The sequence below is a fragment of the Pseudomonas sp. SORGH_AS_0199 genome (genome assembly GCF_031453735.1).
Classification (GTDB): domain Bacteria; phylum Pseudomonadota; class Gammaproteobacteria; order Pseudomonadales; family Pseudomonadaceae; genus Chryseomonas; species Chryseomonas aestiva.
The window spans coordinates 3,191,451-3,217,492 of record NZ_JAVJAE010000001.1; the positions used below are offsets into that span (position 1 = coordinate 3,191,451).

Annotated in this window: 22 protein-coding genes and 1 tRNA gene; 14 read left to right on the forward strand and 9 right to left on the reverse strand. The window is 67.0% G+C overall.

Annotation, left to right across the window (positions count from 1 at the left end):
• Positions 1 to 122 precede the first annotated feature (122 nt).
• The 6 genes from QE444_RS15055 to QE444_RS15080 all read left to right on the forward strand — a co-directional run bounded on the left by QE444_RS15055 (position 123) and on the right by QE444_RS15080 (position 7,886).
• The gene (locus tag QE444_RS15055) at positions 123 to 212 is read left to right on the forward strand and encodes a potassium-transporting ATPase subunit F (RefSeq protein WP_017640468.1); all 90 of its coding nucleotides are present in this window, start codon (positions 123 to 125) and stop codon (positions 210 to 212) included.
• A gap of 9 nt (positions 213 to 221) precedes the next feature.
• Positions 222 to 1,919, forward strand: a complete 1,698-nt coding sequence (gene kdpA / locus QE444_RS15060) for a potassium-transporting ATPase subunit KdpA (protein ID WP_309739498.1) — start codon at positions 222 to 224, stop codon at positions 1,917 to 1,919.
• Position 1,920: 1 nt separating this feature from the next.
• Positions 1,921 to 3,951, forward strand: a complete 2,031-nt coding sequence (gene kdpB / locus QE444_RS15065) for a potassium-transporting ATPase subunit KdpB (RefSeq protein ID WP_273862043.1) — start codon at positions 1,921 to 1,923, stop codon at positions 3,949 to 3,951.
• A 10-nt stretch (positions 3,952 to 3,961) separates the two neighbouring features.
• On the forward strand, positions 3,962 to 4,513 hold the full coding sequence (kdpC, locus tag QE444_RS15070; RefSeq protein ID WP_273862044.1) for a potassium-transporting ATPase subunit KdpC: 552 nt from the start codon (positions 3,962 to 3,964) through the stop codon (positions 4,511 to 4,513).
• Complete coding sequence (locus QE444_RS15075; RefSeq protein ID WP_285389008.1) at positions 4,510 to 7,134, forward strand: sensor histidine kinase KdpD; 2,625 nt, start codon at positions 4,510 to 4,512, stop codon at positions 7,132 to 7,134. Before kdpC ends, QE444_RS15075 begins: the two co-directional genes overlap by 4 nt.
• Positions 7,135 to 7,196: 62 nt before the next feature.
• Positions 7,197 to 7,886: a response regulator gene (locus tag QE444_RS15080; RefSeq protein ID WP_208691362.1), complete on the forward strand. Its 690-nt coding sequence runs from the start codon at positions 7,197 to 7,199 to the stop codon at positions 7,884 to 7,886.
• A 303-nt stretch (positions 7,887 to 8,189) separates the two neighbouring features.
• On the opposite strand, the gene QE444_RS15085 is transcribed toward QE444_RS15080, so the two are convergent.
• The 4 genes from QE444_RS15085 to QE444_RS15100 form a co-directional block, all read right to left on the reverse strand.
• Entirely contained in the window at positions 8,190 to 8,564 is a 375-nt protein-coding gene (locus QE444_RS15085) for a histone-like nucleoid-structuring protein, MvaT/MvaU family (protein ID WP_208691363.1), read from the reverse strand.
• A gap of 350 nt (positions 8,565 to 8,914) precedes the next feature.
• The gene (locus QE444_RS15090) at positions 8,915 to 9,490 is read right to left on the reverse strand and encodes a hypothetical protein (protein WP_187979391.1); all 576 of its coding nucleotides are present in this window, start codon (positions 9,488 to 9,490) and stop codon (positions 8,915 to 8,917) included.
• Between the two features lie 155 nt (positions 9,491 to 9,645).
• Positions 9,646 to 9,722, reverse strand: a tRNA-Asp gene (locus QE444_RS15095).
• A gap of 164 nt (positions 9,723 to 9,886) precedes the next feature.
• A complete protein-coding gene (locus QE444_RS15100; protein WP_133860679.1) occupies positions 9,887 to 10,834 on the reverse strand; it encodes a LysR family transcriptional regulator in 948 nt (315 codons plus the stop codon).
• 178 nt (positions 10,835 to 11,012) lie between these two features.
• Between QE444_RS15100 and QE444_RS15105 the strand changes: the two genes are divergently transcribed.
• Genes QE444_RS15105 through aldA form a run of 5 tightly spaced genes read left to right on the forward strand, consistent with a single transcriptional unit; the run spans position 11,013 to position 17,132 of the window.
• Positions 11,013 to 12,311 carry an MFS transporter gene (locus QE444_RS15105; protein WP_187979392.1) on the forward strand — a complete coding sequence of 433 codons (1,299 nt, stop codon included), beginning with the start codon at positions 11,013 to 11,015 and terminating at the stop codon, positions 12,309 to 12,311.
• Between the two features lie 12 nt (positions 12,312 to 12,323).
• Positions 12,324 to 13,508: an L-rhamnonate dehydratase gene (rhmD, locus tag QE444_RS15110; RefSeq protein ID WP_187979393.1), complete on the forward strand. Its 1,185-nt coding sequence runs from the start codon at positions 12,324 to 12,326 to the stop codon at positions 13,506 to 13,508.
• A 21-nt stretch (positions 13,509 to 13,529) separates the two neighbouring features.
• Positions 13,530 to 14,864 carry an MFS transporter gene (locus QE444_RS15115; RefSeq protein WP_187979394.1) on the forward strand — a complete coding sequence of 445 codons (1,335 nt, stop codon included), beginning with the start codon at positions 13,530 to 13,532 and terminating at the stop codon, positions 14,862 to 14,864.
• 20 nt (positions 14,865 to 14,884) lie between these two features.
• A complete protein-coding gene (locus QE444_RS15120; protein WP_133860683.1) occupies positions 14,885 to 15,685 on the forward strand; it encodes an aldolase/citrate lyase family protein in 801 nt (266 codons plus the stop codon).
• Positions 15,686 to 15,698: 13 nt separating this feature from the next.
• Positions 15,699 to 17,132 carry an aldehyde dehydrogenase gene (gene aldA, locus QE444_RS15125; RefSeq protein WP_280307574.1) on the forward strand — a complete coding sequence of 478 codons (1,434 nt, stop codon included), beginning with the start codon at positions 15,699 to 15,701 and terminating at the stop codon, positions 17,130 to 17,132.
• Positions 17,133 to 17,278: 146 nt separating this feature from the next.
• Here aldA and QE444_RS15130 read toward each other — a convergent pair whose 3' ends face one another.
• From QE444_RS15130 to glnT, 5 genes are all read right to left on the reverse strand, one after another.
• Entirely contained in the window at positions 17,279 to 18,592 is a 1,314-nt protein-coding gene (locus tag QE444_RS15130) for an ammonium transporter (protein WP_280307575.1), read from the reverse strand.
• A 287-nt stretch (positions 18,593 to 18,879) separates the two neighbouring features.
• Positions 18,880 to 20,205, reverse strand: coding sequence for an FMN-binding glutamate synthase family protein (locus QE444_RS15135; protein WP_187979397.1), 1,326 nt, complete (start codon positions 20,203 to 20,205; stop codon positions 18,880 to 18,882).
• 18 nt (positions 20,206 to 20,223) lie between these two features.
• Positions 20,224 to 20,907 (reverse strand): protein glxC, encoded by a 684-nt coding sequence (locus QE444_RS15140; RefSeq protein ID WP_187979398.1) that lies wholly within the window; start codon positions 20,905 to 20,907, stop codon positions 20,224 to 20,226.
• A gap of 12 nt (positions 20,908 to 20,919) precedes the next feature.
• Positions 20,920 to 21,825 carry a glutamine amidotransferase family protein gene (locus QE444_RS15145; RefSeq protein WP_280307577.1) on the reverse strand — a complete coding sequence of 302 codons (906 nt, stop codon included), beginning with the start codon at positions 21,823 to 21,825 and terminating at the stop codon, positions 20,920 to 20,922.
• A 70-nt stretch (positions 21,826 to 21,895) separates the two neighbouring features.
• Positions 21,896 to 23,230 carry a type III glutamate--ammonia ligase gene (glnT, locus tag QE444_RS15150; protein ID WP_187979400.1) on the reverse strand — a complete coding sequence of 445 codons (1,335 nt, stop codon included), beginning with the start codon at positions 23,228 to 23,230 and terminating at the stop codon, positions 21,896 to 21,898.
• A gap of 275 nt (positions 23,231 to 23,505) precedes the next feature.
• On the opposite strand from glnT, the gene QE444_RS15155 reads away from it, so the two are divergent.
• From QE444_RS15155 to folD, 3 genes are all read left to right on the forward strand, one after another.
• Positions 23,506 to 24,105 carry a helix-turn-helix domain-containing protein gene (locus QE444_RS15155; RefSeq protein WP_187981360.1) on the forward strand — a complete coding sequence of 200 codons (600 nt, stop codon included), beginning with the start codon at positions 23,506 to 23,508 and terminating at the stop codon, positions 24,103 to 24,105.
• 195 nt (positions 24,106 to 24,300) lie between these two features.
• Positions 24,301 to 25,164 (forward strand): formyltetrahydrofolate deformylase, encoded by an 864-nt coding sequence (gene purU, locus QE444_RS15160; protein ID WP_187979401.1) that lies wholly within the window; start codon positions 24,301 to 24,303, stop codon positions 25,162 to 25,164.
• Complete coding sequence (gene folD, locus QE444_RS15165) at positions 25,161 to 26,033, forward strand: bifunctional methylenetetrahydrofolate dehydrogenase/methenyltetrahydrofolate cyclohydrolase FolD (RefSeq protein ID WP_280307579.1); 873 nt, start codon at positions 25,161 to 25,163, stop codon at positions 26,031 to 26,033. Before purU ends, folD begins: the two co-directional genes overlap by 4 nt.
• Positions 26,034 to 26,042: the final 9 nt, after the last annotated feature.

Below are 26,042 nucleotides of genomic sequence, written 5' to 3' on the forward strand. Positions count from 1 at the left end.
TAGCGGGCGGGGCCGATTTAACGCTTTCTTTACGCCCCGCCAACACTCCCCGCCTCGCTTCTTTACGCCCCTCCTCCTGACAATTTCTCCACGCGGCAACGGCCGTCTTTGGAGAACTCGTGATGACCCCCTGGAATCTTCTGGCCCTGCTCCTGGCACTGGGTCTGTTCGTCTATCTGCTGGCGGCGCTGCTACGCGCCGGCCGGTCCTAGGGAGGCGGCATGGACAGCCAAGCCGCGTTCCTGATCCTGGCCTTTCTGGCCCTGACCTTTCTTCCAGCGCCCTTCCTGGGGCGCTACTTCTACCGCGCGCTGGAAGGCGAGCGGACCTGGCTGACCTTTGTCGGCGGACCCCTGGAGCGCCTGACCCTAAGGGTGGTGGGCACCGATGGCCGCGGCCAGGACTGGCGCACCTATGCCATCGCCCTGGTGCTGTTCAATGGACTGGGCATCGGGCTGCTGTTCGCCATCCTCGTGCTGCAGGGCAGTCTGCCATTGAACCCGCAGCAGCTGCCCGGGCTGGAATGGACCCTGGCGCTGAACACCGCCATCAGTTTCGTCACCAACACCAACTGGCAGGCCTACAGCGGCGAAGCCTCGCTGAGCTATTTCAGCCAGATGGTCGGCCTGGGCGTGCAGAACTTCGTCAGCGCCGCAGTGGGCGTAGCCGTGCTCGCCGCCCTGGCCCGCGGCATCACCCGCCGCAGCGCCCAGGAGATCGGCAACTTCTGGGTCGACCTGTTCCGCGCCACCTTCTATGTGCTGCTGCCGCTGTGCGTACCCCTGGCGCTGTTACTGATCTGGCAGGGCGTGCCCCAGACCTTCGCGAGCTATGTCGATACCACCACCCTGCAGGGCGCGACGCAGACCCTGCCCTTGGGCCCGGCCGCCAGCCAGATCGCCATCAAGCAGCTGGGCACCAACGGGGGCGGCTTCTTTGGCGTCAACTCCGCGCATCCGTTCGAGAACCCCACGGCGCTGAGCGATCTGCTGGAGCTGTCGGCCATCCTCATGATTCCGGCGGCTCTGGTGTTCAGCTTCGGTTACTACGTCAAGGATCGGCGGCAGAGCTGGGCGATCTTCGCTGCCATGTTCGGCCTGCTGGTGGTTGGAGGCACTGTCGCCATCGTTGCCCAGAACCACGCCAACCCCGCCTTGGCCGGCCTGGCGATCACCCAGGGGGCGTCCCTGGAAGGCCTGGAGACGCGCTTCGGCGGTACTGCGTCAGCGCTCTGGGCGACGGTCACCACGGCCGCCTCGAACGGTTCGGTGAACTCCATGCATGACAGCCTGGCGCCGCTGACCGGCCTGATCGCGCTGTTCAACATGATGCTTGGCGAGGTGATCTTCGGCGGCGTCGGCGCCGGTCTCTACGGCATGCTGCTCAATGTGCTGATCGCCGTCTTCATCGCCGGCCTGATGGTGGGCCGCACCCCGGAATACCTGGGCAAGAAGCTGGAAGCCCCCGAGGTGCGGCTGCTGGTGGCGACTCTGCTGGTGATGCCGCTGGGCGTCCTGGTGCTGGGCGCCATCGCCGCCAGCGTCCCGGCCGGCGTCGCCGGGATCGCCGCCACGGGTCCCCATGGCTTCAGCCAGCTGCTCTATGCCTATACCTCGGCCACGGCCAACAACGGCTCGGCCTTTGGCGGCTTCGGTGCCAATACGCCCTTCCACAACCTGATGCTGAGCCTGGCCCTGCTGATCGGTCGCTTCGGCTACATCCTGCCGGTCCTGGCCATCGCCGGCAGCCTGGCGGCCAAGCGCCCCGTGCCGCTCGGCCCCAACAGCTTTCCCACCCACGGGCCGCTGTTCGTCACCCTGCTGGTGATCACCCTGCTGCTGGTGGGTGGCCTGACCTTCCTGCCGACGCTCGCCCTGGGGCCGATCGCCGACCATCTGCAACTGTTCGGAGTCCGTTGAAATGGATGCCCAGACCCACACCCTGCCCACTCCTACCCCTGGCACCCTGTGGCGCCAGGCGCTGCGGCAGGCCTTCGTCAAGCTCGACCCGCGCCAGCAGATCCGCTCGCCGGTGATGTTCGTGGTGGAGATCACCGCGCTGTTCTCCACCCTGCTGTGCCTGGCGCCCAACAATGGCGTGAGCACCGGGGTGGCGGTGCAGATCACCCTCTGGCTGTGGTTCACCCTGCTGTTCGCCAACTTCGCCGAAGCCCTCGCCGAGGGGCGTGGCAAGGCGCGCGCCGACAGCCTCAAGGGCATCGGCCAGAACCTCGCCGCGCGCCTGGAGGAAAACGGCGAGCAGCGCATGGTGCCGGCCAGCTCGTTGCGCAAGGGCCAGATCGTGCAGGTGGAAGCCGGCGAGCTGATCCCCGGTGACGGCGAGATCATCGAAGGCGTGGCCGCGGTCAACGAAGCGGCCATCACCGGGGAATCGGCCCCGGTGATCCGCGAATCCGGCGGCGATCGCTCGGCGGTCACCGGCAACACCCGGGTGGTGTCGGACTGGATCCGGGTGCGCATCACCGCCAACCCCGGCGAATCGACCCTGGACCGCATGATCGCCCTGGTGGAAGGCGCCAAGCGCCAGAAGACCCCCAACGAGGTCGCCCTGGACATCCTGCTGATCGGCCTGACGCTGATCTTCCTGCTGGTGGTGGTGACCCTGCAGCCCTTCGCCGCCCTGGCCGGTGGCGAGCTGCCGCTGCTGTTCCTGGTGGCGCTGCTGGTAACCCTGATCCCCACCACCATCGGCGGCCTGCTCTCGGCCATTGGCATCGCCGGCATGGATCGCCTGGTGCGGCTGAACGTGATCGCCACCTCGGGGCGCGCCGTGGAAGCCGCCGGTGACGTCCATACCCTGCTGCTGGACAAGACCGGGACCATCACCTTCGGCAACCGCCGCTGCAGCGCCCTGTACGCGGCCCAGGGCATTACCCCCAAGGCCCTGGCCGAGGGCGCCCTCTATGCCTCGCTGGCCGACGAGACCCCGGAAGGCCGTTCGGTGGTGGAATACCTGCGCAACCTGCACCCGCTGGAAGAGCCGCCGCGGGCCCAGGTCGCGGCCATTCCCTTCAGCGCCGAGACGCGCCTGTCGGGTATCGACTGGCAGGGCCGCGCGTATCGCAAGGGTGCGGTGGACGCCGTGCTGATGTTTCTCGGCCAGACCCGCGCCGACCTGCCGGAGGTGCTGGCCCGGGAGATCGAGACCATCGCCAAGAGCGGCGGCACCCCGCTGCTGGTCTGCGGCGAAGGCCGGCTGCTGGGCGCCATCCACCTCAAGGACGTGGTCAAGCCGGGCATCCGCGAGCGCTTCGCCGAGTTGCGCACCCTGGGCATCCGCACCGTGATGGTGACCGGCGACAATCCCCTGACCGCCACCGCCATCGCCGCCGAGGCCGGGGTGGACGATGTCATCGCCGAAGCCACCCCGGAGAAGAAGCTGGAGCGCATCCGCAGCGAACAGGCCGAGGGCAAGCTGGTGGCCATGTGCGGCGACGGCGCCAACGACGCCCCGGCCCTGGCCCAGGCCGATGTGGGCATGGCGATGAACGACGGCACCCAGGCCGCCCGCGAGGCCGCCAACTTGGTGGATCTGGATTCGGACCCCACCAAGCTGCTCGACGTGGTGCAGGTGGGCAAGGAACTGCTGGTGACCCGCGGCGCCCTGACCACCTTCTCGGTGGCCAACGACGTGGCCAAGTACTTCGCCATCCTGCCCGCGCTGTTCGCCGGCATCTATCCGCAGCTGAACGTGCTCAACGTGATGCACCTGGCCAGCCCGCAGAGCGCCATCCTCTCGGCCATCGTGTTCAACGCCTTGATCATCGTCGCGCTAATTCCCCTGGCGCTGCGCGGGGTGCGGGTCAAGGCCGCCAGCGCCGCCGCCCTGTTGCGCCGCAACCTGCTGATCTATGGCCTGGGCGGCATCGTCGTGCCCTTCGTCGGCATCAAAGCTATCGACCTGGCGCTCGGCGCCCTGGGTCTGGTCTGAGGAAACCGCCATGCTCATACAATTGCGTTCCGCCGTGTTGATGCTGCTGCTGCTCGGCGCCCTGACCGGGGGCGCCTACCCGCTGCTGGTGACGGTGCTCGGCCAGGCGCTGTTCGCCGACCAGGCGGGCGGCAGCCTGCTCCACCGCGCCAACGGCAGCGTGGTCGGCTCACGCCTGATCGCCCAGAAATTCACCGGCCCCGAGTGGTTCCAGCCGCGCCCCTCGGCAGGCGACTACGCCACCGTCTCCAGCAGCGCCAGCAACCTGGCCCAATCGGCGCCGGGGCTGCGCGAACGGATCGAGAAGGCGCTGCCCGACGTGCAGGTGGCCGACCAGGGCCCGGTGCCCCAGGAACTGGTGACCACCTCCGCCAGCGGCCTCGATCCGGACCTCACCCCGGCCGGCGCCCGCTATCAGATCGCCCGTATCGCCGCCGCGCGAGGTCTCCCACCGGAGCGGCTGGACGCCCTGGTGAGCGAGCAGACGCACACCTCGCGCTTCGGCCCGGCAACGGTTAATGTCCTGCTTCTCAATCTGGCCCTGGCGGAACTGGCTCCATGACCGACAGCACCGGGCGCGCCGAGGCGCTGCTCGCCGAACACCGCGAAGGCCGTGGACGCCTCAAGGTCTTCCTGGGGGCGGCGCCTGGCGTAGGCAAGACCTACGCCATGCTGCAGGCGGCACAGACCGCCCTGCGCCAGGGCCGCCGGGTGCGCGCCGGGATCGTCGAAACCCATGGGCGGAGGGAGACCGCTGCCCTCCTCGCCGGCTTGCCACAGCAGCCGTTGCGGCGGGTCGAGCACCGCGGCCTCAAGCTTACCGAACTGGATCTGGAAGGCCTGCTGGCCGACCCGCCGGAACTGGTGCTGGTCGACGAACTCGCCCACAGCAACGCCCCCGGCAGTCGCCATGCCAAGCGCTGGCAGGATGTCGAAGACCTGCTTGCCGCCGGCATCCACGTCTATACCACGGTCAACGTTCAGCACCTGGAAAGTCTCAACGACGAGGTACGCGACATCACCGGCGTCCAGGTGCGCGAGACGGTGCCCGACCAGGTGCTGCTCGACGCCGATGACCTGGTGCTCATCGACCTGCCACCCCGGGAGTTGCTGGAGCGGCTGCGCGAGGGCAAGGTCTATGTGCCCGAGCAGGCGCGCGCGGCCATCGATGCCTTTTTCAGCCAGACCAATCTGACCGCCCTGCGCGAACTGGCCATGCGCACCGCCGCGGCCCAGGTGGACTCGGCGCTCGCCCTGAGATACCGCCAGCAGGGCCAGGCCGCGCCACCACTGCTGGGGCGCCTCATCGTCGGCGCCGGCACCGCGCCTTCGGCGGAGCGCCTAGTGCGCCATGCCAGCCGCCTCGCCGACCAGCGCCACCTGCCCTGGACCCTGGTCCATGTCGATACCGGCCAGCCGCTGGACGATACCGCCCGCGCCAACCTCCAGGCCAGTCAACGCCTGGCCGAACGCCTGGGGGGTGAGGTGCTGACCCTGAGAGACAGCGATCCGGCCCGCGCCCTGGTCCGCCATGCCCGCGACCAGCGCGCCAGCGTGCTGCTGATCGGTCGCGGCCGCCCGCGCGGCTTCAGCCTGCGACGCCGTCTGGCCAGTCGCCTGCTGCGCCTGGCCCAGGGGCTGGAGATCGCCATCCTTGATCTGGATCGCGACGCGCCGCCCGCCGCCCGGCCACGCCGGGCGCTCAGGCCCGGTCCCTATGGCGCCGCCGTCCTGGCCACCGCCGTGGCCGCGGTCATCGCCGAGGGCCTGTCCGGGCTGCTGGAACTGCCCAATATCTCGCTGATCTTTCTTGCCGCCGTCCTGCTGGTGGCGGTACGCAGCAGCCGCGGTCCGGCGCTGTTCTGTGCCCTGCTGGGCTTTCTCGCCTACGATTTCCTGTTTATCCCGCCGGCCTTCTCGCTGACCATCAACCGCGAGCAGGACGTTCTCACCCTGGCCTTCTTCCTGCTGATGGCCCTGCTCACCGGTGACTTGGCCGCCCGCCAGCGGCGCCAGCTGCAGGCACTGCGCCGCACCCAGCGCGAGACCCTGGCGCTGCTGGACTTCACCCGCCAGCTGAGCGCCGCCAGCGATCGCCAGGCGGTGGTCAGCGTCACCCTCAAGCAATTAGGGGATGCGACGCGCCACATCTGCCTGCTGCTGCCGGAAAAGGCGGGGCAACTGGTGCCCCAACCGGGCGACCTGCTCCTGGCCGACCACGAACGCATCGCCGCCGAATGGGCCTGGAAGCAGGAAAAGCCGGCCGGCTGCGGCACCGACACCCTGCCCTCCGGTGGCTGGTGGTGGTGGCCGCTGCTCGGCGAGGGCGGCAGCCTGGCCGTATTGGGCGTACGGCGTGACGATGCCCAGCCCCTGGACCACGCCGAGCGGCGCCAGCTGGCCAGCCTGGCGCAGCCGCTGGCCCAGGCCCTGGCACGGGTGCGCCTCAGCGAGGATCTCGAAGCCGCGCGCCTGCATGGCGAGACCGAACAGCTGCGCAGCGCCCTGCTCGCCTCGGTGTCCCATGACCTGCGCACGCCGCTGACGGTGATGCGCGGCTCCATCGATGCCCTGGCGACCCTGGGCGACGCGATTCCGGCCAGCGATCGCCAGGAGTTGCTGGACGCCACCCGCCAGGAGGCCGAACGCCTCGATCGTTATATCCAGAATCTGCTCGACATGACCCGCCTGGGCCATGGCAGCCTGCAGCTGGCGCGGGACTGGGTCGACCCCGGCGACATCCTCGCCAGCGCCATGCAGCGCCTGCAGCCGCTGCTGAGCGGATTGCAGGTAGCCACCCGGATCGAGCCGGGCCTGCCGCTGCTCTGGGTTCATCCGGCGCTGATCGAACAGGCGCTGGTCAATGTGCTGGAGAACGCCATCCGCTTCTCCGCACCCGGCGGCCGGCTGGAAATCAGCGTGCTGCGCCAGGGCAATGAACTGCAGCTGGCCGTGGCCGACGAAGGCCCGGGCATTCCGCCCGAGGATCGCACGCGGATCTTCGACATGTTCTATACCGCCGCCCGCGGCGACCGGGGTGGGCAGGGAACCGGTCTGGGGCTGGCGATCTGCCAGGGCATGGTCGGCGCCCATGGCGGACGAGTCAGCGTGGAAGACGGCCTCGATGGTCGCGGCACCACGCTGCGCATGCACCTGCCACTGCCCGCTCCTCCGGCCGAATAAGGCCAGGCCACCCGGCAATCGCAGCGGCTATGATGACGCCTTCTCGTGTGGAACCCGCTCAGATGCCCGCTCACGTCCTCGTCATCGACGACGAACCCCAGATCCGCAAATTCCTGCGCATCAGCCTCGCGGCCCAGGGCTACCAGGTCAGCGAAGCCGCCACCGGCACCGAGGGCCTGGCCCAGGCGGCGCTGAGCCAGCCGGACCTGGTCATCCTCGACCTGGGCCTCCCCGATCGCGATGGCCAGGAGGTGCTGGTCGACCTGCGCGAATGGTCCGCGGTGCCGGTGCTGGTGCTGTCGGTGCGGGCGGACGAGCGCGAGAAGGTCCGCGCCCTGGATGCCGGCGCCAACGACTACGTGACTAAGCCCTTCGGTATCCAGGAATTCCTGGCCCGCAGTCGCGCCCTGCTGCGGCAGACCCCGACCACGGCGACCCAGCAGGTCGCGGCGCTGGAGGTTGGCGATCTGAAAGTGGATTTCGCCTATCGTCGGGTCGTTCTGGGTGGCAGCGAAGTGGCCCTGACGCGCAAGGAGTACGCCGTGCTGGCCGCCCTCGCCCACCATCCGGGACGGGTGGTGACCCAGCGGCAATTGCTGATCGATATCTGGGGCCCGACCCATGCGCAGGACAGTCATTATCTGCGCATCGTGATTGGTCATCTCCGGCAGAAGCTGGCGGATGATCCGCTGGCGCCGCGCTATATCGTGACCGAACCCGGCGTGGGTTATCGCCTGCGCATCGAAGGTTAGCCGCCCTGGGCTGAATACCGCTTACCGAGTGCGGAAAGAGGCCGCCTTCCCCGTTATCGCACTGTCCTTGGCCGTCGACCTAAGTCAGGCGGGCTTTGGCTGCTCTTAAACGCGCGGGGGTGATTAAAAGATATGATGAATGCGCTGATCGCCGCAGTTTGATAGGCGTCTGGAAAACCATCCCGCCGGTATGAACTTGAACGTGGCGAAATAACGGGCGGCGCTGAGGTTGCAGCGGTCGGAAAAGGATTCCGGTCGGTAGATCTGCCTTGCGCAGCTACCGACCGCAACCCGGGCAAGACGTTACTGCAACCAGCCTTCCACGGTATCGGCGCCGTGTTCGGCTTTCCAGGCTTTGAGCAACTTGTGGTTGCCGCCCTTGGTCTCGATGATTTCGCCGGTCTTGGGATGCTGATAACGCTTGGTGCTGCGCGGACGACGCTTGCCAGCCGGCTTTTCCGGATGCGGCGTCTGCGCCTTGTGCTTGGGGGCAGCATTGGGATCCAGAATGCCGATGATATCGCCCAGGTTCATGTGATATTCATCCATCAGGGCCTGGAGCCTACTTTCGAATTCGATTTCTTTCTGCAGGGAACTGTCTTGCTTGAGATCTTCGAGCAGTTGCAGTTGGGCACGAAGTTGCTCTTCGGCAGCACGGAATTCGGCGAGACGGGACATGGGCACTCCTGGCAACAATCTGAAAAAGGCTAATGGAAACTTCGCCCGCGAGCGAAAGTTGCAGGCGAAGATAAAGGATTGACGCCTCGGATGCCAGCGACACGTAATCCTTTTAAAAAAATAGCGGCCACTTCTTGCGACGGCAAGTTTGAATATTAAGAAAACCTTAAGCCAAGCCGGAGAATTGGCGCCAACAAGGTCTTGATAGGCATCTTCGCGAGTAATCTGGCAGTAACCGAATCCATCGAAGCGTTGCCAACTGAAAACAAACCCTCAGTTCAACTGCATAATCATGCAGAAGTTGGTGAAACTTGCAGGTTTTGACTTCGCGAAGCGCTCTGGCATGCCCCTCAGGCGGATGCATCCAGATCGGGTTGCGCCTCGATCATGGGCGGCCAGTTGAACGTCCGGGCTATTACTCGCCGGTATTCGGTGTCTATGGCTACCGGCGTCCGGCGGATATAGTCGCGCGCATGCGCCTGCCGCTCGTGGTCGAGTTTGCGCAGGTAGTCCAGCGCCTGCTCCGCCGTGGGCATGCGCTGATTGAGGCCGCCGCTGCGCGGCGGCAAAGCGGTCCAGACCACGGCGTCGACACCCTGCCCCGCCGCCCAGGCGGCGATGCGCTGCTGGAACGGCGAGTGCGGGCCGCTTGGCCAGCTGCCGATACACTCGGGTTGCTCCCGCGGTACCCCTTCGCGCTCGCGCAAGGCGTCGCGTGCCTTATCCAGAGTGTCGACCGCCAGATAGGACCAGAGCACCTGGACCTCGGCCACGCCCTCGCAGATGACCGTGGCCAACTCGCCGCTGTCGCCCTCCCGGGCGAATTCGATGGGCAACCAGGGTCCGTCGGCGAACCAATCCGAGGCGACCGGCAACTCCGCCGCCTTCCAGATCAATGAACCCCAACCCAGACAGGCGATCTTCATGGCCACTCCCGCGCATCGATGATAGCCATTGGAGGCTACCGAAGCGTTGGGGTTTCCCGGCGGCAAGACGTGGAGACAAAAATGCAGGACGAAAAAAAGCGGCCTCGAGGGCCGCTTCTTTCGTTACCCGCGAGGCAGAGCTCGCGAGAGGTATGTGGCGCAGCGGACGGGACTCGAACCCGCGACCCCCGGCGTGACAGGCCGGTATTCTAACCGACTGAACTACCGCTGCGCATGGAAGCCTTGCGGCATCCCGCTGGTACCTAGCGAGAACCTGTTCAGCGGGGTTCTCTGCACCAGCGGCCGCTAAGATACTGATTTATCAGGGAAGAAACAACAGGGCCAGCGAAAATATTTCTCGCCATGCAAGGGCGGCGGCGCACGTCAGGGCGGCGCTCAGACAGGGGTGCCCGCGGCCTGGCGTCTGAGCAGGCCGAGAAAGCCCTCCAGCGCCGCGCTGGGTACCTGGCCGGTGCGCAACAGGATCCCGAAGGGTGTCAGGGGTTCGGTGATTTCCAGGTCGAGCGAGACCAGCAGTCCGGTACGCAGGTGATCGCGCACCACCGCCTCGGTCAGCACCAGGATGGCGTCGGTGATCTGTACCAGCTGCAGCATGGCGAACACCGAGCCGCATTCGATGACATCGGCCGGGGGTGGCAACTGGCGCCGGGCGAAGGCCGCCTCCAGCGCCACCCGGGCCGGACTGGCTTCGGGTTGCAGGATCCAGGGCCAGTCCGCCACCAGCTCGGCCAGATCGGGTGGCGCGCGATCGGTCAGGGGATGTCCGGTGCGCACCACCACCGCCAGGTGCTCGTTGCCCAGCGGCTCGAAGGTGAAGCGACCGAGGTCGGCCGGCTGGGTGAAACGGGCGATGGCCACATCGATCCGCTCCTGTTCGAGCAGTTCGGTGAGCTGGTCGCTGGTGTCGCCGAGGATACGCAACTGCAGGCCGGGTTGGCGCGCCTTGCTCGCGGCGATGGCGCGCACCACCAGATCGGGCAAGGCACCCATGATGGCCCCCACCGCCAGATGCCCATAACCGCCGGAGCGACGTGCATCGAGGTCTTCGGCGCAGCGATCCAGGCCATTGAGGGCGCGGCGGGCGAATTCGATGATCTCCACGCCCAGCGCCGTGGGCGTCAGGCCCCGCGCCTGACGCTCGAACAGCACGCAGCCAAAGGCCTCCTCCACGTCCTGCAGCATGCGCGTGGTGGCCGGCTGCGACATGTGCAGGGCTTCGGCAGCACGGTGCAGATTGCGGGTCCCGGCCAGGGTCACCAGCATCAGCAGGTGCTTGTAGCGCAGCCGGCCGAACAGCGCACGGGCATGGGGGGAAGCGTTCATCGGCAGCATCCTGGAGGCGCGAGCGGAGGCGTCCAGCCGGGCTCGACGGCTCTGGCCAGGCGGGTGAGGCATACCGATACCTTAAGGGTATCGGTCCTAAACAAAAAGCGATTATCCAGGCATTGCAACTGCGACTACCTTGAGCCGTGGCCGAATCACAACAACAAGAGAGATCGCCATGCACACCACCCTGTCACCGGGGCTGGTCGCCAAGGTCACCCGGCGCCTGCTGCCCTTCCTGCTGCTGATGTACGTCATGGCCTTTCTCGACCGGGCCAACGTGGGTTTCGCCAAGGTCGCCTTTCAGGCCGATACCGGCATCTCAGACGCGGCCTTCGCCTTTGGCGCCGGGGTCTTCTTCGTCGGCTACGCCTTTCTCGAGATTCCCAGCAATCTGATCATGCACCGCGTCGGTGCCCGGCTGTGGATGTGCCGGATCATGGTGAGCTGGGGCCTGATCTCCGCCGCCATGATGTTCGCCCACACGGCGACGGCCTTCTATGTGCTGCGCTTCCTGCTCGGGGTGGCCGAAGCCGGCTTCTTCCCCGGCGTCATCCTCTACCTCACCTACTGGTTCCCCTCGCGCTATCGCGCCCGGGCACTGGGCTTCTTCTACTTCGGCGCGCCCCTGGCCTTCATCTTCGGCAGTCCGCTATCGGGCCTGCTGCTGGAATTCGACGGGCTCGGTGGTCTGCGGGGCTGGCAGTGGATGTTCCTGGTCGAAGGGGTGCTGGCCAGCCTGGTCGGTGTCTGGGCCTGGTTCTACCTGGACAATCGGCCGCGCGATGCCCGCTGGCTGAGCGACGCGGAAAAGCAGGCGCTGCAACAGGCGCTGGACGCCGAGGACGCCGCCAAGCCGCATCAGGGCGGACTGCTGCGCCTGCTCGGTCAGCCGCGCATCCTCCTGCTGTGCAGCATCTACCTGCTGATCCAGGCCAGCGTCTATGGCGTGGTCTTCTACCTGCCGACCCAGGTGGCCGGGCTGCTCGGGCAGAAGGTCGGGCTGCTGGTCGGCCTGGTCTCGGCGATTCCCTGGGTCTGCGCCCTGCTCGCCGCCTGGCTAATCCCCAGCTGGTCGGATCGCACCGGCGAACGCCGTCGCACCGCCGCCGCCACCCTGGCCATTTCCGGCCTGGGCATCGCCGCCTCGGTGACCTTCTCGCCGCTCTATGCGCTGCTCGCCCTGTGCTTCGCCGCCGCCGGCTTCATCGCGGTGCAGCCGCTGTTCTGGACCTTTCCGTCCGACCAGTTGCGCGGCAGCGCCGCCGCGGGCGGCATCGCCCTCATCAATACCTGTGGCGCCATCGGCGGCTTCATCGCGCCCCTGGCCAAGCGCTGGGCCGAGGTGACCTTCGCCCATCCCGGCGCCGGCCTCTATCTGCTCGCCGGCACCACCCTGGTGGCCGCCGCCCTGATCCTCGGCCTGCGCCGCCGCGACCACGCCGATCCCCAACCCCAGCTCACGCCCAGTCATTAAGGGAGCTTCGCCATGACCCTACCCACCATCAAGCAGGTGCGCGCCTACACCCTTCGCGGCGGTGGCGCCGACTATCACGACCAGGGCGACGGCCACTGGATCGACGACCACATCGCCACGCCCATGGCCAAGTACCCGGAATACCGGCAGAGCCGCCGCAGCTTCGGCATCAATGTGCTGGGCACCCTGGTGGTGGAAGTCGAGGCCAGCGACGGCACCGTGGGCTTCGCCGTCACCACCGGTGGCGAGCTGGGTGCCTTCATCGTCGAGCGGCACCTGGCACGCTTCCTGGAGGGCGCCAAGGTCACCGACCTGGAAAAAATCTGGGACCAGATGTACCTCTCCACCCTCTATTACGGGCGCAAGGGCATCGTGCTCAACACCATCTCCGGGGTGGATCTCGCGCTCTGGGACCTGCTCGGCAAGCTGCGCCAGGAACCGGTGCACCAGTTGCTCGGCGGCGCCGTGCGCGACGAATTGCAGTTCTACGCCACCGGCGCCCGTCCGGATCTGGCCAAGGAGATGGGCTTCATCGGCGGCAAGCTGCCGCTGCAGCATGGCCCGGCCGAGGGCGAGGAAGGCCTGCGCAAGAATCTCGAGGCCCTGGCGACCATGCGCGAGCGGGTCGGCGACGACTTCTGGCTGATGCTCGACTGCTGGATGAGCCTGGACCTCAACTACGCCACCCGCCTGGCCCAGGGCGCCCGGCAGTACGGCCTCAAGTGGATCGAGGAGGCGCTGCCGCCGGATGACTACTGGGGCTATGCCGAACTCAGGCGCAACGTGCCGAAGGGCATGCTGGTCACCACCGGCGAGCACGAGGCCACCCGCTGGGGCTTCCGCCTGCTGCTGGAGATGGGTTGCTGCGACATCCTCCAGCCGGACGTCGGCTGGTGCGGCGGCCTCACCGAGCTGATCCGCATCTCGGCGCTGGCCGATGCCCACAACGCCCTGGTGGTGCCCCATGGCTCCTCCGTCTACAGCTACCACTTCGTCATCACCCGCACCAACAGTCCCTTCGCCGAGTTCCTGATGATGGCGCCCAAGGCCGACGAGGTGGTGCCCATGTTCCATCCGCAGTTGCTCGACGAACCGGTCCCGGTGCGGGGCCGCATGCGCGCCTCGGCGCTGGATCGGCCCGGCTTCGGCGTGCGCCTCAATCCGGAGTGCGCCCTGGAACGTCCCTATCGCCACTGAGGCGTTGCCCAGGAGGGCTGGATGAAAGCGACCCAAGACACCCTGGCGGCACCCGTGGCGGATGCACGTCCCGCGGCGACGCCGCTGCCACCCAAGAGCGCTCGTCTCAAGCGGATCCAGGTGATCGCCCTGGCGCTGCTGGTACTGGCCGGCTTCGTCAACTACCTCGACCGCAGCACCCTGGCCATCGCCAACCAGACCATCAGCGGCGAGCTGGGCTATACGCCGACCGAGATGGGCCTGCTGCTGTCGGCCTTCGCCTGGGCCTATGCCTTCGCCCAGTTGCCCATCGGCGGTCTGCTGGATCGCTTCGGTGCGCGCCTGACCCTGGGCCTGGGCATCTGCCTCTGGTCGCTCGCCCAGGGCGTGCTCGGGCTGCTCAGCAGCCTGCACCTGATGATCCTCGCCCGCATCGGCCTGGGCATCGGCGAGGCGCCGCAATTCCCGGCCGGCGCCAAGGTGGTCAGCGAGTGGTTCAACGTGCGCGAGCGCGGCCTGCCCTCCGGCATCTTCAACCTGTCGTCCTCGCTGGGGCCGGCGATCTCCCAGCCGATCCTCACTGCGCTACTGCTGTGGCTGGGCTGGCGGCAGATGTTCATCGCCATGGGGGTGCTCGGCGTTGCCGTCGCGGCGCTCTGGTACCTGAGCTATCGCGACCGGGTGCAGGTGGTGCTGGACGCCGCGGAGCGGGCGCACCTGGATGCCGGCCTGCCACCCCAGGACGCCGGCCAGCGGCTGACCTTTGCCGACTGGCTGGGGTTGTTCCGCCGCCGCCTGACCTGGGGCGTGGTGATCGGCTACGTCGGCATCATCTACATGCTGTCGCTGTTCCTGACCTGGCTGCCGGCCTACCTGGAGCGGGTTCACCACCTGTCCCTGTCCCAGGCCGGCTGGGTCGCCAGCCTGCCGTTCCTGGCCGGTGCCTGTGGCGTGATCGGTGGTGGCCTGCTGGTGGATCGCCTGACCCGCAGCGGGCGCAGCCTGGCCTTCAGCCGCAAGCTGCCGATCTGCGGCGGTCTGGCGGCGGCCGGATTATTCGCCCTGTGCAGCGCCGGGGTGACCGGCATCGGCAGCGTCATCCTCTGCTTCAGCCTGGCACTGTTCAGCCTCAACGTGGCGGTAGCCGGCACCTGGTCGCTGGTGAGCGTCGCGGTGCCCTCGCACCAGGTGGCCTCGCTGGCCAGCATCCAGAACTTCGGTGGCTACTTCGGCGGCGCCTTCGCCCCGGTCATCACCGGCATGATCGTCCAGCAGACCGGCTCCTTCGGCCTTGCCCTCGGCATCGCCGCCGCGGTCGCGGTGGCCGGTGCCCTGAGCTATGGGCTGCTGGTGCGCCTGCCCGACACCCCTTCCTGATTCCACTGGAGACGACCGTCATGGATCTGCCGCGCAATCCCTTCAAGGCCCGCCTCACGGGCAGCGACACCCTCTACGGCCTCTGGGCCGGCTTCGCCACCGGCTATGCCGCCGAGATCGCCGCCGGCACCGGCTACGACTGGCTGCTGATCGACGGCGAGCACGCCCCCAACACGGTGCCAAGCATCCTCGCCCAGTTGCAGGCGGTGGCGCCCTACCCCACGGCGCCGGTGGTGCGTTGCGTGACCGGCGATGCGGTGCTGATCAAGCAGTTGCTGGACATCGGCGTGCAGACGCTGATGGTGCCCATGGTGGAGACCGCCGAGCAGGCCCGCGCCCTGGTGCGCGCCATGCGCTATCCGCCCCACGGCATCCGCGGCGTCGGCGGCGGCCTGGCCCGCGCCACCCGCTGGGACGCGGTACCCGACTACCTGCACAACGCTCACACCGAGTTGTGCCTGATCGTCCAGGTGGAATCGCGGCTGGGCAGCGACAACGTCGCCGAGATCGCCGCAGTGGAGGGCGTGGACGCCGTCTTCGTCGGCCCCGCCGACCTCTCCAGCGGCCTCGGCCATGCCGGCAATCCGGGCCATCCCGAGGTGCAGGCACGTATCCGCGCCGCCATCGATGCCACCCGCGCGGCCGGCAAGGTGGCCGGGATCCTGGCGCCCCAGGAAGACGATGCCCGGCGCTATCGCGACTGGGGTTGCCAGTTCGTCGCCGTCGGCATCGACATCAGCCTGTTCCGCCAGGCGGCGCTGGCCAACCTGGCCCGCTATCGCCCCCTCGAAGCGCCCCAGGCGCCCTCTCGCACCTATTGACCCGGAGTCCGCCATGGCCGATCTGCCTCTTTACCAGAACTACATCGATGGCCGCTTCCTGCCGGCCGCCGAGGACTTTCTCGTCCATAACCCGGCCACCGGCGAGGCCCTGGCCCGGGTACCGGCGTCCAGTCGCGAGGACGTCGACCAGGCCATCGCCGCCGCCCGCCGTGCCCAGAAGGCCTGGGCGCGCAAACCAGCCATCGAGCGCGCCGGCTACCTGCGGCGCATCGCGGCAAAGCTGCGTGAGCACGCACCGCGGCTGGCCCGGACCATTGTCGCCGAACAGGGCAAGGTCCATGGCCTGGCCGAGGTGGAGGTCAATTTTACCGCCGACTATCTCGACTACATGGCCGAGTGGGCAAGGCGCATCGAAGGCGAAATCATCACCAGCGACCGACCCGACGAGCAGATCTTTCTGCTGCGCAAGCCGCTGGGCGTGGTGGCCGGCATCCTGCCATGGAACTTCCCCTTCTTCCTGATCGCGCGCAAGCTGGCGCCGGCGCTGCTCACCGGCAACACCATCGTCATCAAGCCCAGCGAAGAAACCCCGATCAATGCCCATGAATTCGCCCGCCTGGTGGCCGAGACCGACCTGCCGCCCGGGGTCTTCAACCTGGTCAGCGGTGCCGGCGCCGTGGGGGGCCAGCTCAGTGCCCATGCCGGCATCGACATGGTCAGCTTTACCGGCAGCGTCGGCACCGGCTCGCGGATCATGGCCGCTGCCTCGCCGAATCTGACCAAGCTCAACCTGGAGCTGGGCGGCAAGGCGCCGGCCATCGTCCTGGCCGATGCCGACCTGGACCTGGCGGTCCGGGCGATCCGTGACTCGCGCATCATCAACACCGGCCAGGTGTGCAACTGCGCCGAGCGGGTCTATGTGGAACGCGCGGTGGCCGAGGACTTCATCGAGCGCATCGGCCGCGCCATGGCCGCCACCCGCTATGGCGACCCCCAGGCCGACACCAGCGTGGAGATGGGACCGCTGATCAACGCCGCCGGCCTGGACAAGGTGGCGGCCAAGGTCGACGTCGCCCTCGGTCAGGGCGCCCGCCTGGTCACCGGTGGCAGTCGCGCCGACCTGGGTCGCGGCTTCCACTTCCAGCCCACGGTGCTGACGGACTGTCGCGCGGACATGCCGATCATGCGCGAAGAAATCTTCGGCCCGGTGCTGCCGATCCAGGTGGTGGACGAACTCGACGAAGCCATCGCCCTGGCCAACGACTGCGAATACGGCCTCACCTCCTCCGTCTATACCCGCAGCCTGGGCAAGGCCATGCACGCCATGCGCGAGATCGACTTCGGCGAGACCTACATCAACCGGGAAAACTTCGAGGCCATGCAGGGCTACCACGCCGGGGTGCGCAAGTCCGGCATCGGTGGCGCGGACGGCAAGCACGGGCTCTATGAGTACACCCACACCCAGGTTGTCTATCTGCAGGGCTAGGGGTCGAGGCTGGTGGCTACCCGCTTCGCTCGAATGTTCCTGGGCGAACGCGGGTCGAAACAGGCGCAATCCAAGATCAGGCACGGGCCCAGCGCTGAGCGGAACCAGCCACCGCAGCGATGGCTGGCGGGCCGCGCGGTGCCGCCTTAGCCGTAGGCTTTCTCGCCATGCTGGAAGAGGTCCAGGCCCTGAGCTTCGGTCTGCTCGCAAACGCGCAGGCCGCGGGTCAGGACCCGGGTGACGCAGAGCAGCACGAAGGTCATGACCCCGCAGAAGAGCACGGTGAAGAGGACGCTCTTGAGCTGGATCAGCACTTGGCTGGCGATGGCGATGTCCTGGTAGCCGCCCAGGCTCTTGCTGGCGAAGACGCCCGTCAGCAGCGAACCGACGATGCCGCCGATCCCGTGCAGCCCGAAGGCGTCGAGCGCATCGTCGTAACCGAAGGTGCGCTTGAGATAGACCACCGCCGCGTAGCAGAGGGCGCCGGTCAGCAAGCCCATGGCGAGGGCCCCGGCCGGACCGACGAAGCCGCAGGCCGGGGTGATGGCGATCAGGCCGGCCAGGGCGCCGGAGGCGACACCGAGGGCGCTGGCCTTGCCGGTGCGCAGCCACTCCACCGCGAGCCAGCCGAGGATGCCGGCACAGGCGGCGATCTGGGTGGTGAGCATGGCCATGCCGGCGCTGGCGCTGGCGGCCACCGCAGAGCCGACGTTGAAGCCGAACCAGCCGACCCAGAGCAGGGCCGTGCCGGTCAGGGCGAAGCCCAGGTTGTGCGGCGGCATGGCCTGGAGGCTGTAACCCTGACGCCGACCGAGCATCACACAGGCCACCAGCCCGGCAACGCCGGAATTGATGTGCACCACGGTGCCACCGGCGAATTCGAGGATGCCCCAGTCATAGAGCAGACCACCCGGCCCGCTCCAGGCCATGTGCGCCAGAGGCAGGTAGCAGAAGGTGAACCAGAGGGCACAGAACAGCACGGCGGCGCTGAATTTCATGCGCTCGGCGAAGGAGCCGGCGATGATCATCGGGGTGATCAGCGCGAAGGTCATCTGGAAGGTGGCGAAGACGCTTTCCGGAATGGTGCCCACCAGGCTGTCACGCACCACATCGAGCAGCATCCAGTGCTTGAAGCCGCCGATCAGGCTATGGAGGTTGAACTCGCCGGCCACCATGCCGGTGGTGTCGGCGAACAGACTGTAGCCATAGACCACCCAGAGCACGCCGATGACTCCGGCCACGGTAAAGCTCTGGGTGAAGATCGAGAGCAGGTTCTTCGACCGCACCAGGCCGCCATAGAAAAGCGCCAGGCCGGGGACCAGCATCATCAGCACCAGCACGCTGGAGATCATCATCCAGGCCGTGTCGCCGCTGTCGAGCCTGGTCTCCTGGGCCAGGGCCATACCGGGCATCCCGAGGGCTGCCACCAGAACCGCAACCGCCTTGCCTTTACCGATCATGTCGAGCTTCCTTCGCTGAGGGATGAAAGGGAACGTGAGTCGTCGTGCGGCCCGGCGCCCGAGGCTGCCTGGCCGAAGAAACGTGTTGCAGACCGCCCGATCGCCACCATGGCGAGCGGCCGTAGGTTGGGTTGAGCACAGCGAAGCCCAACGTCGCCCCGAGGGCCGGCAATGTTGGGCTTCGACGATAGAGCCGTCTCAACCCAACCTACGGTCTATCGCCACCCTGACCGCTAGCAAAAGGCAGCTCCTTTCAGGACGAGTCGCAGAGAGAAACGACCACACCACTAGAACCCGGTTTGCCCCGGTACCCAACTGGTACCCGCCAGCGGCACCCGCGCCATGGCCGCGGCCTCGATGGTCAGGGCCACCAGGTCTTCCGGGTCGAGGTTGTGCAGGTGCGACTTGCCGCAGGCGCGCGCCATGGTTTGGGCTTCCAGCACCAGCACCCGCAGGTAATTGGCCAGCCGACGACCGCCTTCCACCGGGTCGAGGCGTCTGGCCAGTTCCGGGTCCTGGGTGGTGATGCCCGCCGGATCGCGGCCGTTCTGCCAGTCGTCGTAGTAGCCGGCGGCGGAGCCGAGCTTGCGCAGTTCGGCATCCAGCCGCGGATGGTTGTCGCCCAGGGCGATCAGCGCCGCCGTCCCGATGGCCACGGCATCGGCACCCAGGGCCATGGCCTTGGCCACGTCGGCGCCATTGCGGATGCCCCCGGAGACGATCAGTTGCACCTTGCGGTGCATGCCCATCTCCTGCAGCGCCTGCACCGCCTGGGGGATCGCCGGCAGGATGGGAATGCCGACGTGCTCGATGAATACCTCCTGGGTCGCCGCGGTGCCGCCCTGCATGCCGTCGAGCACCACCACGTCGGCGCCGGCCTTGACCGCCAGCTTGACGTCGTAATAGGGCCGACTGGCGCCAATCTTCACGTAGATGGGCTTTTCCCAGTCGGTGATCTCGCGCAACTCGGCGATCTTGATCGCCAGGTCATCCGGACCGGTCCAGTCGGGATGGCGACAGGCACTGCGCTGGTCGACGCCGATGGGCAGGGTCCGCATGCCGGCCACCCGCTCGGTGACCTTCATGCCCAGCAGCATGCCGCCACCGCCGGGCTTGGCGCCCTGCCCCAGGACGATCTCGATGGCGTCGGCCTTGCGCAGGTCGTCGGGATTCATGCCGTAGCGCGACGGCAGGTACTGGTAGACCAGGTGCTGGGACTGGCCGCGCTCCTCGGGGGTCATGCCGCCGTCGCCGGTGGTGGTGCTGGTGCCGGCGATACTGGCACCGCGGCCGAGGGCTTCCTTGGCATTGGCCGAGAGCGCGCCAAAGCTCATGCCGGCAATGGTCACTGGGATCTTCAGGTGGATGGGTTTCTTGGCAAAGCGGGTACCGAGCACCACGTCGGTACCGCACTTCTCGCGGTAACCCTCCAGCGGGTAGCGCGAGACGCTGGCGCCCAGCAGCAACAGGTCATCGAAATGCGGCAGCTTGCGCTTGGTGCCGCCACCACGGATGTCGTAGATGCCGGTCTCGGCGGCACGCTGGATTTCCTGGATGGTGAGGCGATCGAAGGTGGCCGATTCGCGCAGCACGGGGGTGTTCTGGTCAGTCATGGCGATTCTCCTGCGCGATCAATAGGCCGAGGCGTTGTCGACTTTGAAGTTGTAGAGCTGGCGGGCGGAGCCGTAGCGCTTGAAGTCGGCGGCACGCTCGGCGAAGCCGGCGGTGTCGAGCAGTTCCTGCAACTCGGCCAGGTGTTCGGCGCGCATCTCCTTCTCGATGCAGTCCGAGCCCAGGGAGGCCACGCGGCCTTTCACATAGATACGCGTCTCGTACAGCGAATCGCCCAGGGCGTCGCCGGCGTCGCCGCAGACCACCAGGCGCCCGGCCTGGCCCATGAAGCAGCTCATGTGGCCGATGCTGCCCCCGACGACGATGTCGACGCCCTTCATGGAAATACCGCAGCGCGCGCCGGCGTCGCCTTCGATGACCAGCAGGCCGCCATGGGCGGTGGCGCCGGCGGCCTGGGAAGCGCTGCCCTTGACCCGTACCGCGCCGGACATCATGTTTTCCGCGCAGCCGACGCCGACATTGCCATGTACGGTAATGGCGGCATGCTGGTTCATGCCCGCGCAGTAGTAGCCGGCGTGCCCGTTGATATCCACGGACACGGCAGCGTTCACGCCCACGGCAAGGTTGTGGGCGCCATTGGGATGGGTGACCACCCACTCGCGCTCGGTGGCGGTCTGGGCGACGTCGTGCAGGGCCTGGTTGAGCTCGCGCACGGCGATTTGGGTGAGATCAAAGGTTTTCATCTGCGCTGCTCCTCAGGCCAACTCGCGTTCCCAGACGTACAGGGTGGCCGGTGCCGGCTCCCAGACCTTGGCCCGCTCGATGCCGGGCAGGCTCGACAACGCCTGGTACTCGGAGGCCATGGCCACGTAGTCGTCGGTTTCGGCGAGGATCGCCGGCTTGCAGGCGATGGGATCGCGGATCACCGCGAAGCCGTTGCGGGTGCCGATGGCAAAGGTGAAGAAGCCGTCCAGATCCTCCAGGGAACGGTCCAGTGCCTGCTTGAGGCTGTCGCCCTCGCGCAGTCGCCAGGTCAGGTAACCGGCGGCGACCTCGGTGTCGTTCTCGGTCTCGAAGGCAATGCCCTCACGCCTGAGGCTCTGGCGCAGCCGCGAATGGTTAGACAGCGAGCCATTGTGCACCAGGCAGAGGTCGGCGCCGGTGGAAAATGGATGGCTGCCCTCCAGGGTCACGGCGCTCTCGGTGGCCATGCGGGTGTGGCCGATGATGTGGCTGCCCTGCATCCCGGCCAGGCCGAAGCGGCTGGCGATCTCCTGGGGCAGGCCCATGCCCTTGAGGATCTCGATGCTGCGCCCGGCGCTCATGATGCGTAGCTCAGGCGCCAGCTCGGCCAGCACGGCGCGGACCTCGGCTTCCGCCGCGCGGATCTTGAGCACGAGGGCGCTGGCGTTCTGGAACCAGTCCAGCTCGGCATCAAGTTTTTGCTGCAACGCAGTGACCAGGGCGGCGAAGTCATAGCCGTCGGAGGTGGCCTGCAGGGTCAGCTTGACCCAGCCCTCGGCCACCTCGTCACCGTAGATGGCGAAGCCGGCGCTGTCCGGACCTCGGTCGGTCATGGCTTCGAGCATGGGCTCGAAGAGGCTGCCGAGCTGGGCCTCCAGCGCCGGGTTCTTCAGATAGAGTCCAACGATTCCACACATGGGTGTCACTCCTTCGCAGGCAGGGGGCGTACCGGGGGCGCCCGAAGATCGATCGATAAAGAGGGGGCGATCAGAAGAATTCGGTGTAGCGCTGGATCTCCCAGTCGGAGACGTGGCGGCTATATTCCACCCACTCCATGCGCTTCAGCTTGATGAATTCGTCGACGATTTCCGGGCCGAGCATCTCGCGGAACAGCGGGTCGGCGTCCAGGGCGTCGCAGGCTTCCTTGAGGCTCTGCGGCAGGGTCTCGATCCCCCGCGCGGCGATGGCCTCGAGGCTCAGGTTGTAGAGGTTCTCGTTGCAGGGCGCGCCCGGGTCCAGTTCGCGCTCGATGCCGTCGAGACCGGCGGCGATGATGGCGGCGGTGACCAGATAGGGATTGCAGCCGGCATCGGGCAGGCGGAATTCCAGGCGGCCATAGGGCACCCTTATCATCGCCGAGCGGTTGTTGGCGCCGTAGGCGATGAAGGCCGGCGCCCAGGTGGCGCCGGACAGCGAGCGGCCCACCACCAGGCGCTTGTAGGAATTCACCGTGGGCGCGGCGAAGGCGCAGAGCGCCGGACCATGGGCCAGCAGGCCGGCGAGGAAATGGTAGGCCAGTCGCGACAGGCCCATGCCGCGCGGATCGCTGTCGTCGTGGAAGAGGTTGCGGCTGGTGGCGCTGGCCAGCGACAGGTGGAAATGCATGCCGTTGCCGGCGCGCTTGGGATCGGGCTTGGGCATGAAGGAACAGATCATGCCCAGTTCGTTGGCGATCTCGCCGGCGGCCATACGGAAGAAGGTGAAGCGATCCGCCGACTCCAGCGCCTCGCTGTAGGTGTAGTTGATCTCGAACTGGCCGTTGGCGTCCTCGTGGTCGATCTGATAGATGTCGAAACCGACCGGCTGCAGGGCTTCGGTGAGCTTTTCCAGAAAGAGCCGCGAGCGCGACAGACCCTTGTAGTCGTAGCAGGGCTTGTCCAGGGTGTCGCTGCCATCCACCAGGGACAGCTTGCCGACCTCGTCGCGGCGCATGAGGAAGAACTCGGGTTCCAGCCCGGTGTTCAGGCTCCAGCCGCGGTCGCCAAGGCGCGCTACCTGGCGCTGCAGCACGTAGCGGCTGTCATAGGGATGGGGCTTGCCGTTGACATGACCGATGCACACCACCCGCCCGTAGCCAGCCTGCCAGGGCACCGGAATCAGGGTGGAGAGATCGCCCCGGGCCATGAAGTCGGGTCCATGGGGCTCCATGCCCATGCCGCAGATGGCGAAACCGGCGAAACCCGCTCCTTCCTCCGCCACGGCGGCGAGGCCGGCCACCGGCACGGACTTGGTCTTGGCGGAACCATGGATGTCGACGAACTGGGCCAGCACGTAGCGGATACCGTGCTGGTCGATGAGATGCTGGGTTTCGCTGGGCAACATGACGGGCTCCTTGGCTGAGATCCACTATATTCCCAATGGGAATTTATTCTTCCCAACAGGAAAGCAAAGACTTTGCCAAGTCGCGTCCGCTTTGCCGACCGCTATGCCAGAACCTTCCCGTCAGCGAGTTAACCCTGCGGATCCCAAGGAGAATCCCGGCAGCAGCCCGCGGGGATTTTTTCCGGCATGATGGGAGCCCCATCGGACGCCCGCGCGTATCCGCCCTCCTTCCTGCACTTTACTGGTGCGAATTTTTTATTCCCAAAACTAAAATGATGCAAGAATCCCCGAGTCGTGAACCACGCCTGAAGATCGAGCAGTACATAGGCATCCAGATTCGTCGCCAGCGCCAGGATCAGGGTCTGAAGACTGCCGAGGTGGCGCGCATGGCCGGTATCAGCCAGGGCATGCTGAGCAAGATCGAGAACGCCCAGGTCTCCACCAGCCTGGAAACCCTCGGCCGGCTGTGCGACACCCTGGGCCTGCCGCTGTCGCGGCTGTTCAGCCAGTACGACCAGCAGGAACGCGACGCCCTGCTGGTCAAGGCGGGCGAAGGTCTCGAGGTGGTGCGCCGGGGGACCGACAAGGGACACACCTATCACCTGCTCAACCACTCCCGCGGGCCGAAGAAGAGCCTGGAGGCCTATCTGGTCTCCATGGACGATGCCAGCGAGGAATTCCCCACCTTTTCCCATCCTGGTACCGAGTTCATCCACCTGCTCGAAGGGAGCCTGGTCTATCGCCACGGCAACCACCTCTATGAAATGGGCCCGGGCGACAGCCTGACCTTCGACAGCGACGTCCCCCACGGCCCGGAGCGATTGAACCAGGTGCCGATCAAGCTGCTGTCGATCATGACCTTCAAGGACGACTGAGCCGCGCCCGGCTCGCCGGTGAAAGGGAATTTCGCCGGTAAAAAGACCGCCTTATAACTGGTAGGAAATTTTTATTACTCGACTCTGGACGAGCGCCTGCGCTTGCCCTATAACAGCATCCGTGAATTTTATATTCCCAACAGGAAATAACGCCGCAGCGAAATGTTCCTCCACTGGTGAAATCCGGACGCGCATATGGAAACCTTGCCCACCTACATCCTCAATGTCAGTTGCCCGGCCACCTCGGGCATCGTGGCCGCCGTCAGCACCTATCTCGCCCGCAACAATTGCTACATCGCCGAGATGGCGCAATTCGACGACGATTTCACCGAGCGCTTCTTCATGCGCACGGTGTTCCGCTTCAACCCGGGCGCCAGTACCGGCATCGAGGCGCTGCGCGACGGCTTCGCGGCAGTCGCGGCCGACTTCGCCATGCAGTGGGCGCTGTACAGCACCGCCCGCCCCACGCGGGTGCTGCTGATGGTGAGCAAGTTCGATCACTGCCTCACCGACCTGCTCTATCGCCACCAGAAGGGCGAGTTGCCGATGGAGATCACCGCCATCGTCTCCAATCACCTGGACCTGCGCCCCATGGCCGAACGGGAAGGCATCCGCTTCGTCTACCTGCCGGTGACCAAGGACAGCAAGCGTCAGCAGGAACTCGAATTGCTGCGCCTGGTGGAGGAGACCGGGACCGAACTGGTGGTGCTGGCGCGCTACATGCAAATCCTCTCGAACGAGCTCTGCCAGGAGCTCGCCGGCCGCGCCATCAACATCCACCACTCCTTCCTGCCCGGCTTCAAAGGCGCCAAGCCCTACCACCAGGCCTTCGAGCGTGGCGTCAAGCTGATCGGGGCCACCGCCCACTACGTGACCTCGGACCTCGACGAAGGCCCGATCATCGAGCAAGAGGTGCAACGCGTCGACCACGGCTATCGTCCCGAAGACCTGGTCGCCATCGGCCGGGATACCGAGACCGTTGCCCTGTACAAGGCGGTGAAGTACCACATCGAGCGGCGGCTGTTCCTCAATGGCAATCGCGTGGTGGTGTTTCGATGAGCGCCCGACTGATCGACGGCAAGGCCGCCGCCGCCCGCCTGCTGCAGGAGGTCGCCCAAGATGTGGCCGAGGTGCGCGCGCGGGGTATCCAGCCGGCCCTGGCGGTCATCCTGGTGGGCAGCGATCCGGCCAGCCAGGTGTATGTGCGCAACAAGCTCCGCCGTGCCGCCGAAGTGGGCATCCGCTCGCTCAGCCATGAGTTGCCGGCGGATCTTGAGCAGATCGAGCTGCTCGCCCTGATCGCCGCGCTCAACGCCAACCCGGAAGTGCACGGCATCCTGGTGCAACTGCCATTGCCGCCGCAGATCGACGAGGCGGCGGTGCTCCAGGCGCTTCGCCCGGACAAGGACGTCGATGGCTTTCACCGCGAGAACGTTGGCGCCCTGGCCCTGGGCCAACCCGGTCTGGTGCCCTGCACACCGGCCGGCTGCCTGCGGCTGCTGCAGGACCAGCTGGGTGATCTCAGCGGACGCCATGCGGTGGTGGTCGGCCGCTCCAACATCGTCGGCAAGCCCATGGCGGCTCTGCTGTTGCAGGCGCACTGCACGGTGACCCTGGTGCATTCGCGCAGCCGCGACGCCGCCGCGCTGTGCCGCCAGGCCGACATCCTGGTGGCCGCGGCCGGCCAGCCCGGTCTGGTCACCGTGGACTGGGTCAAGCCCGGCGCGGTGGTCATCGACGTCGGCATCAATCGCGTGGAGCACGCCGCCGGCGCCCGGCTGGTGGGCGACGTCGCCCCCGAGGTAGCGGCCGTGGCCGGTGCCCTCACCCCGGTGCCGGGTGGGGTCGGGCCCATGACCATCGCCCTGCTGCTGCACAACACTCTGAGCGCCGCCCAGCGCCAGCACCCCCACGCCGTCGCGACCTGACCGGGAGCC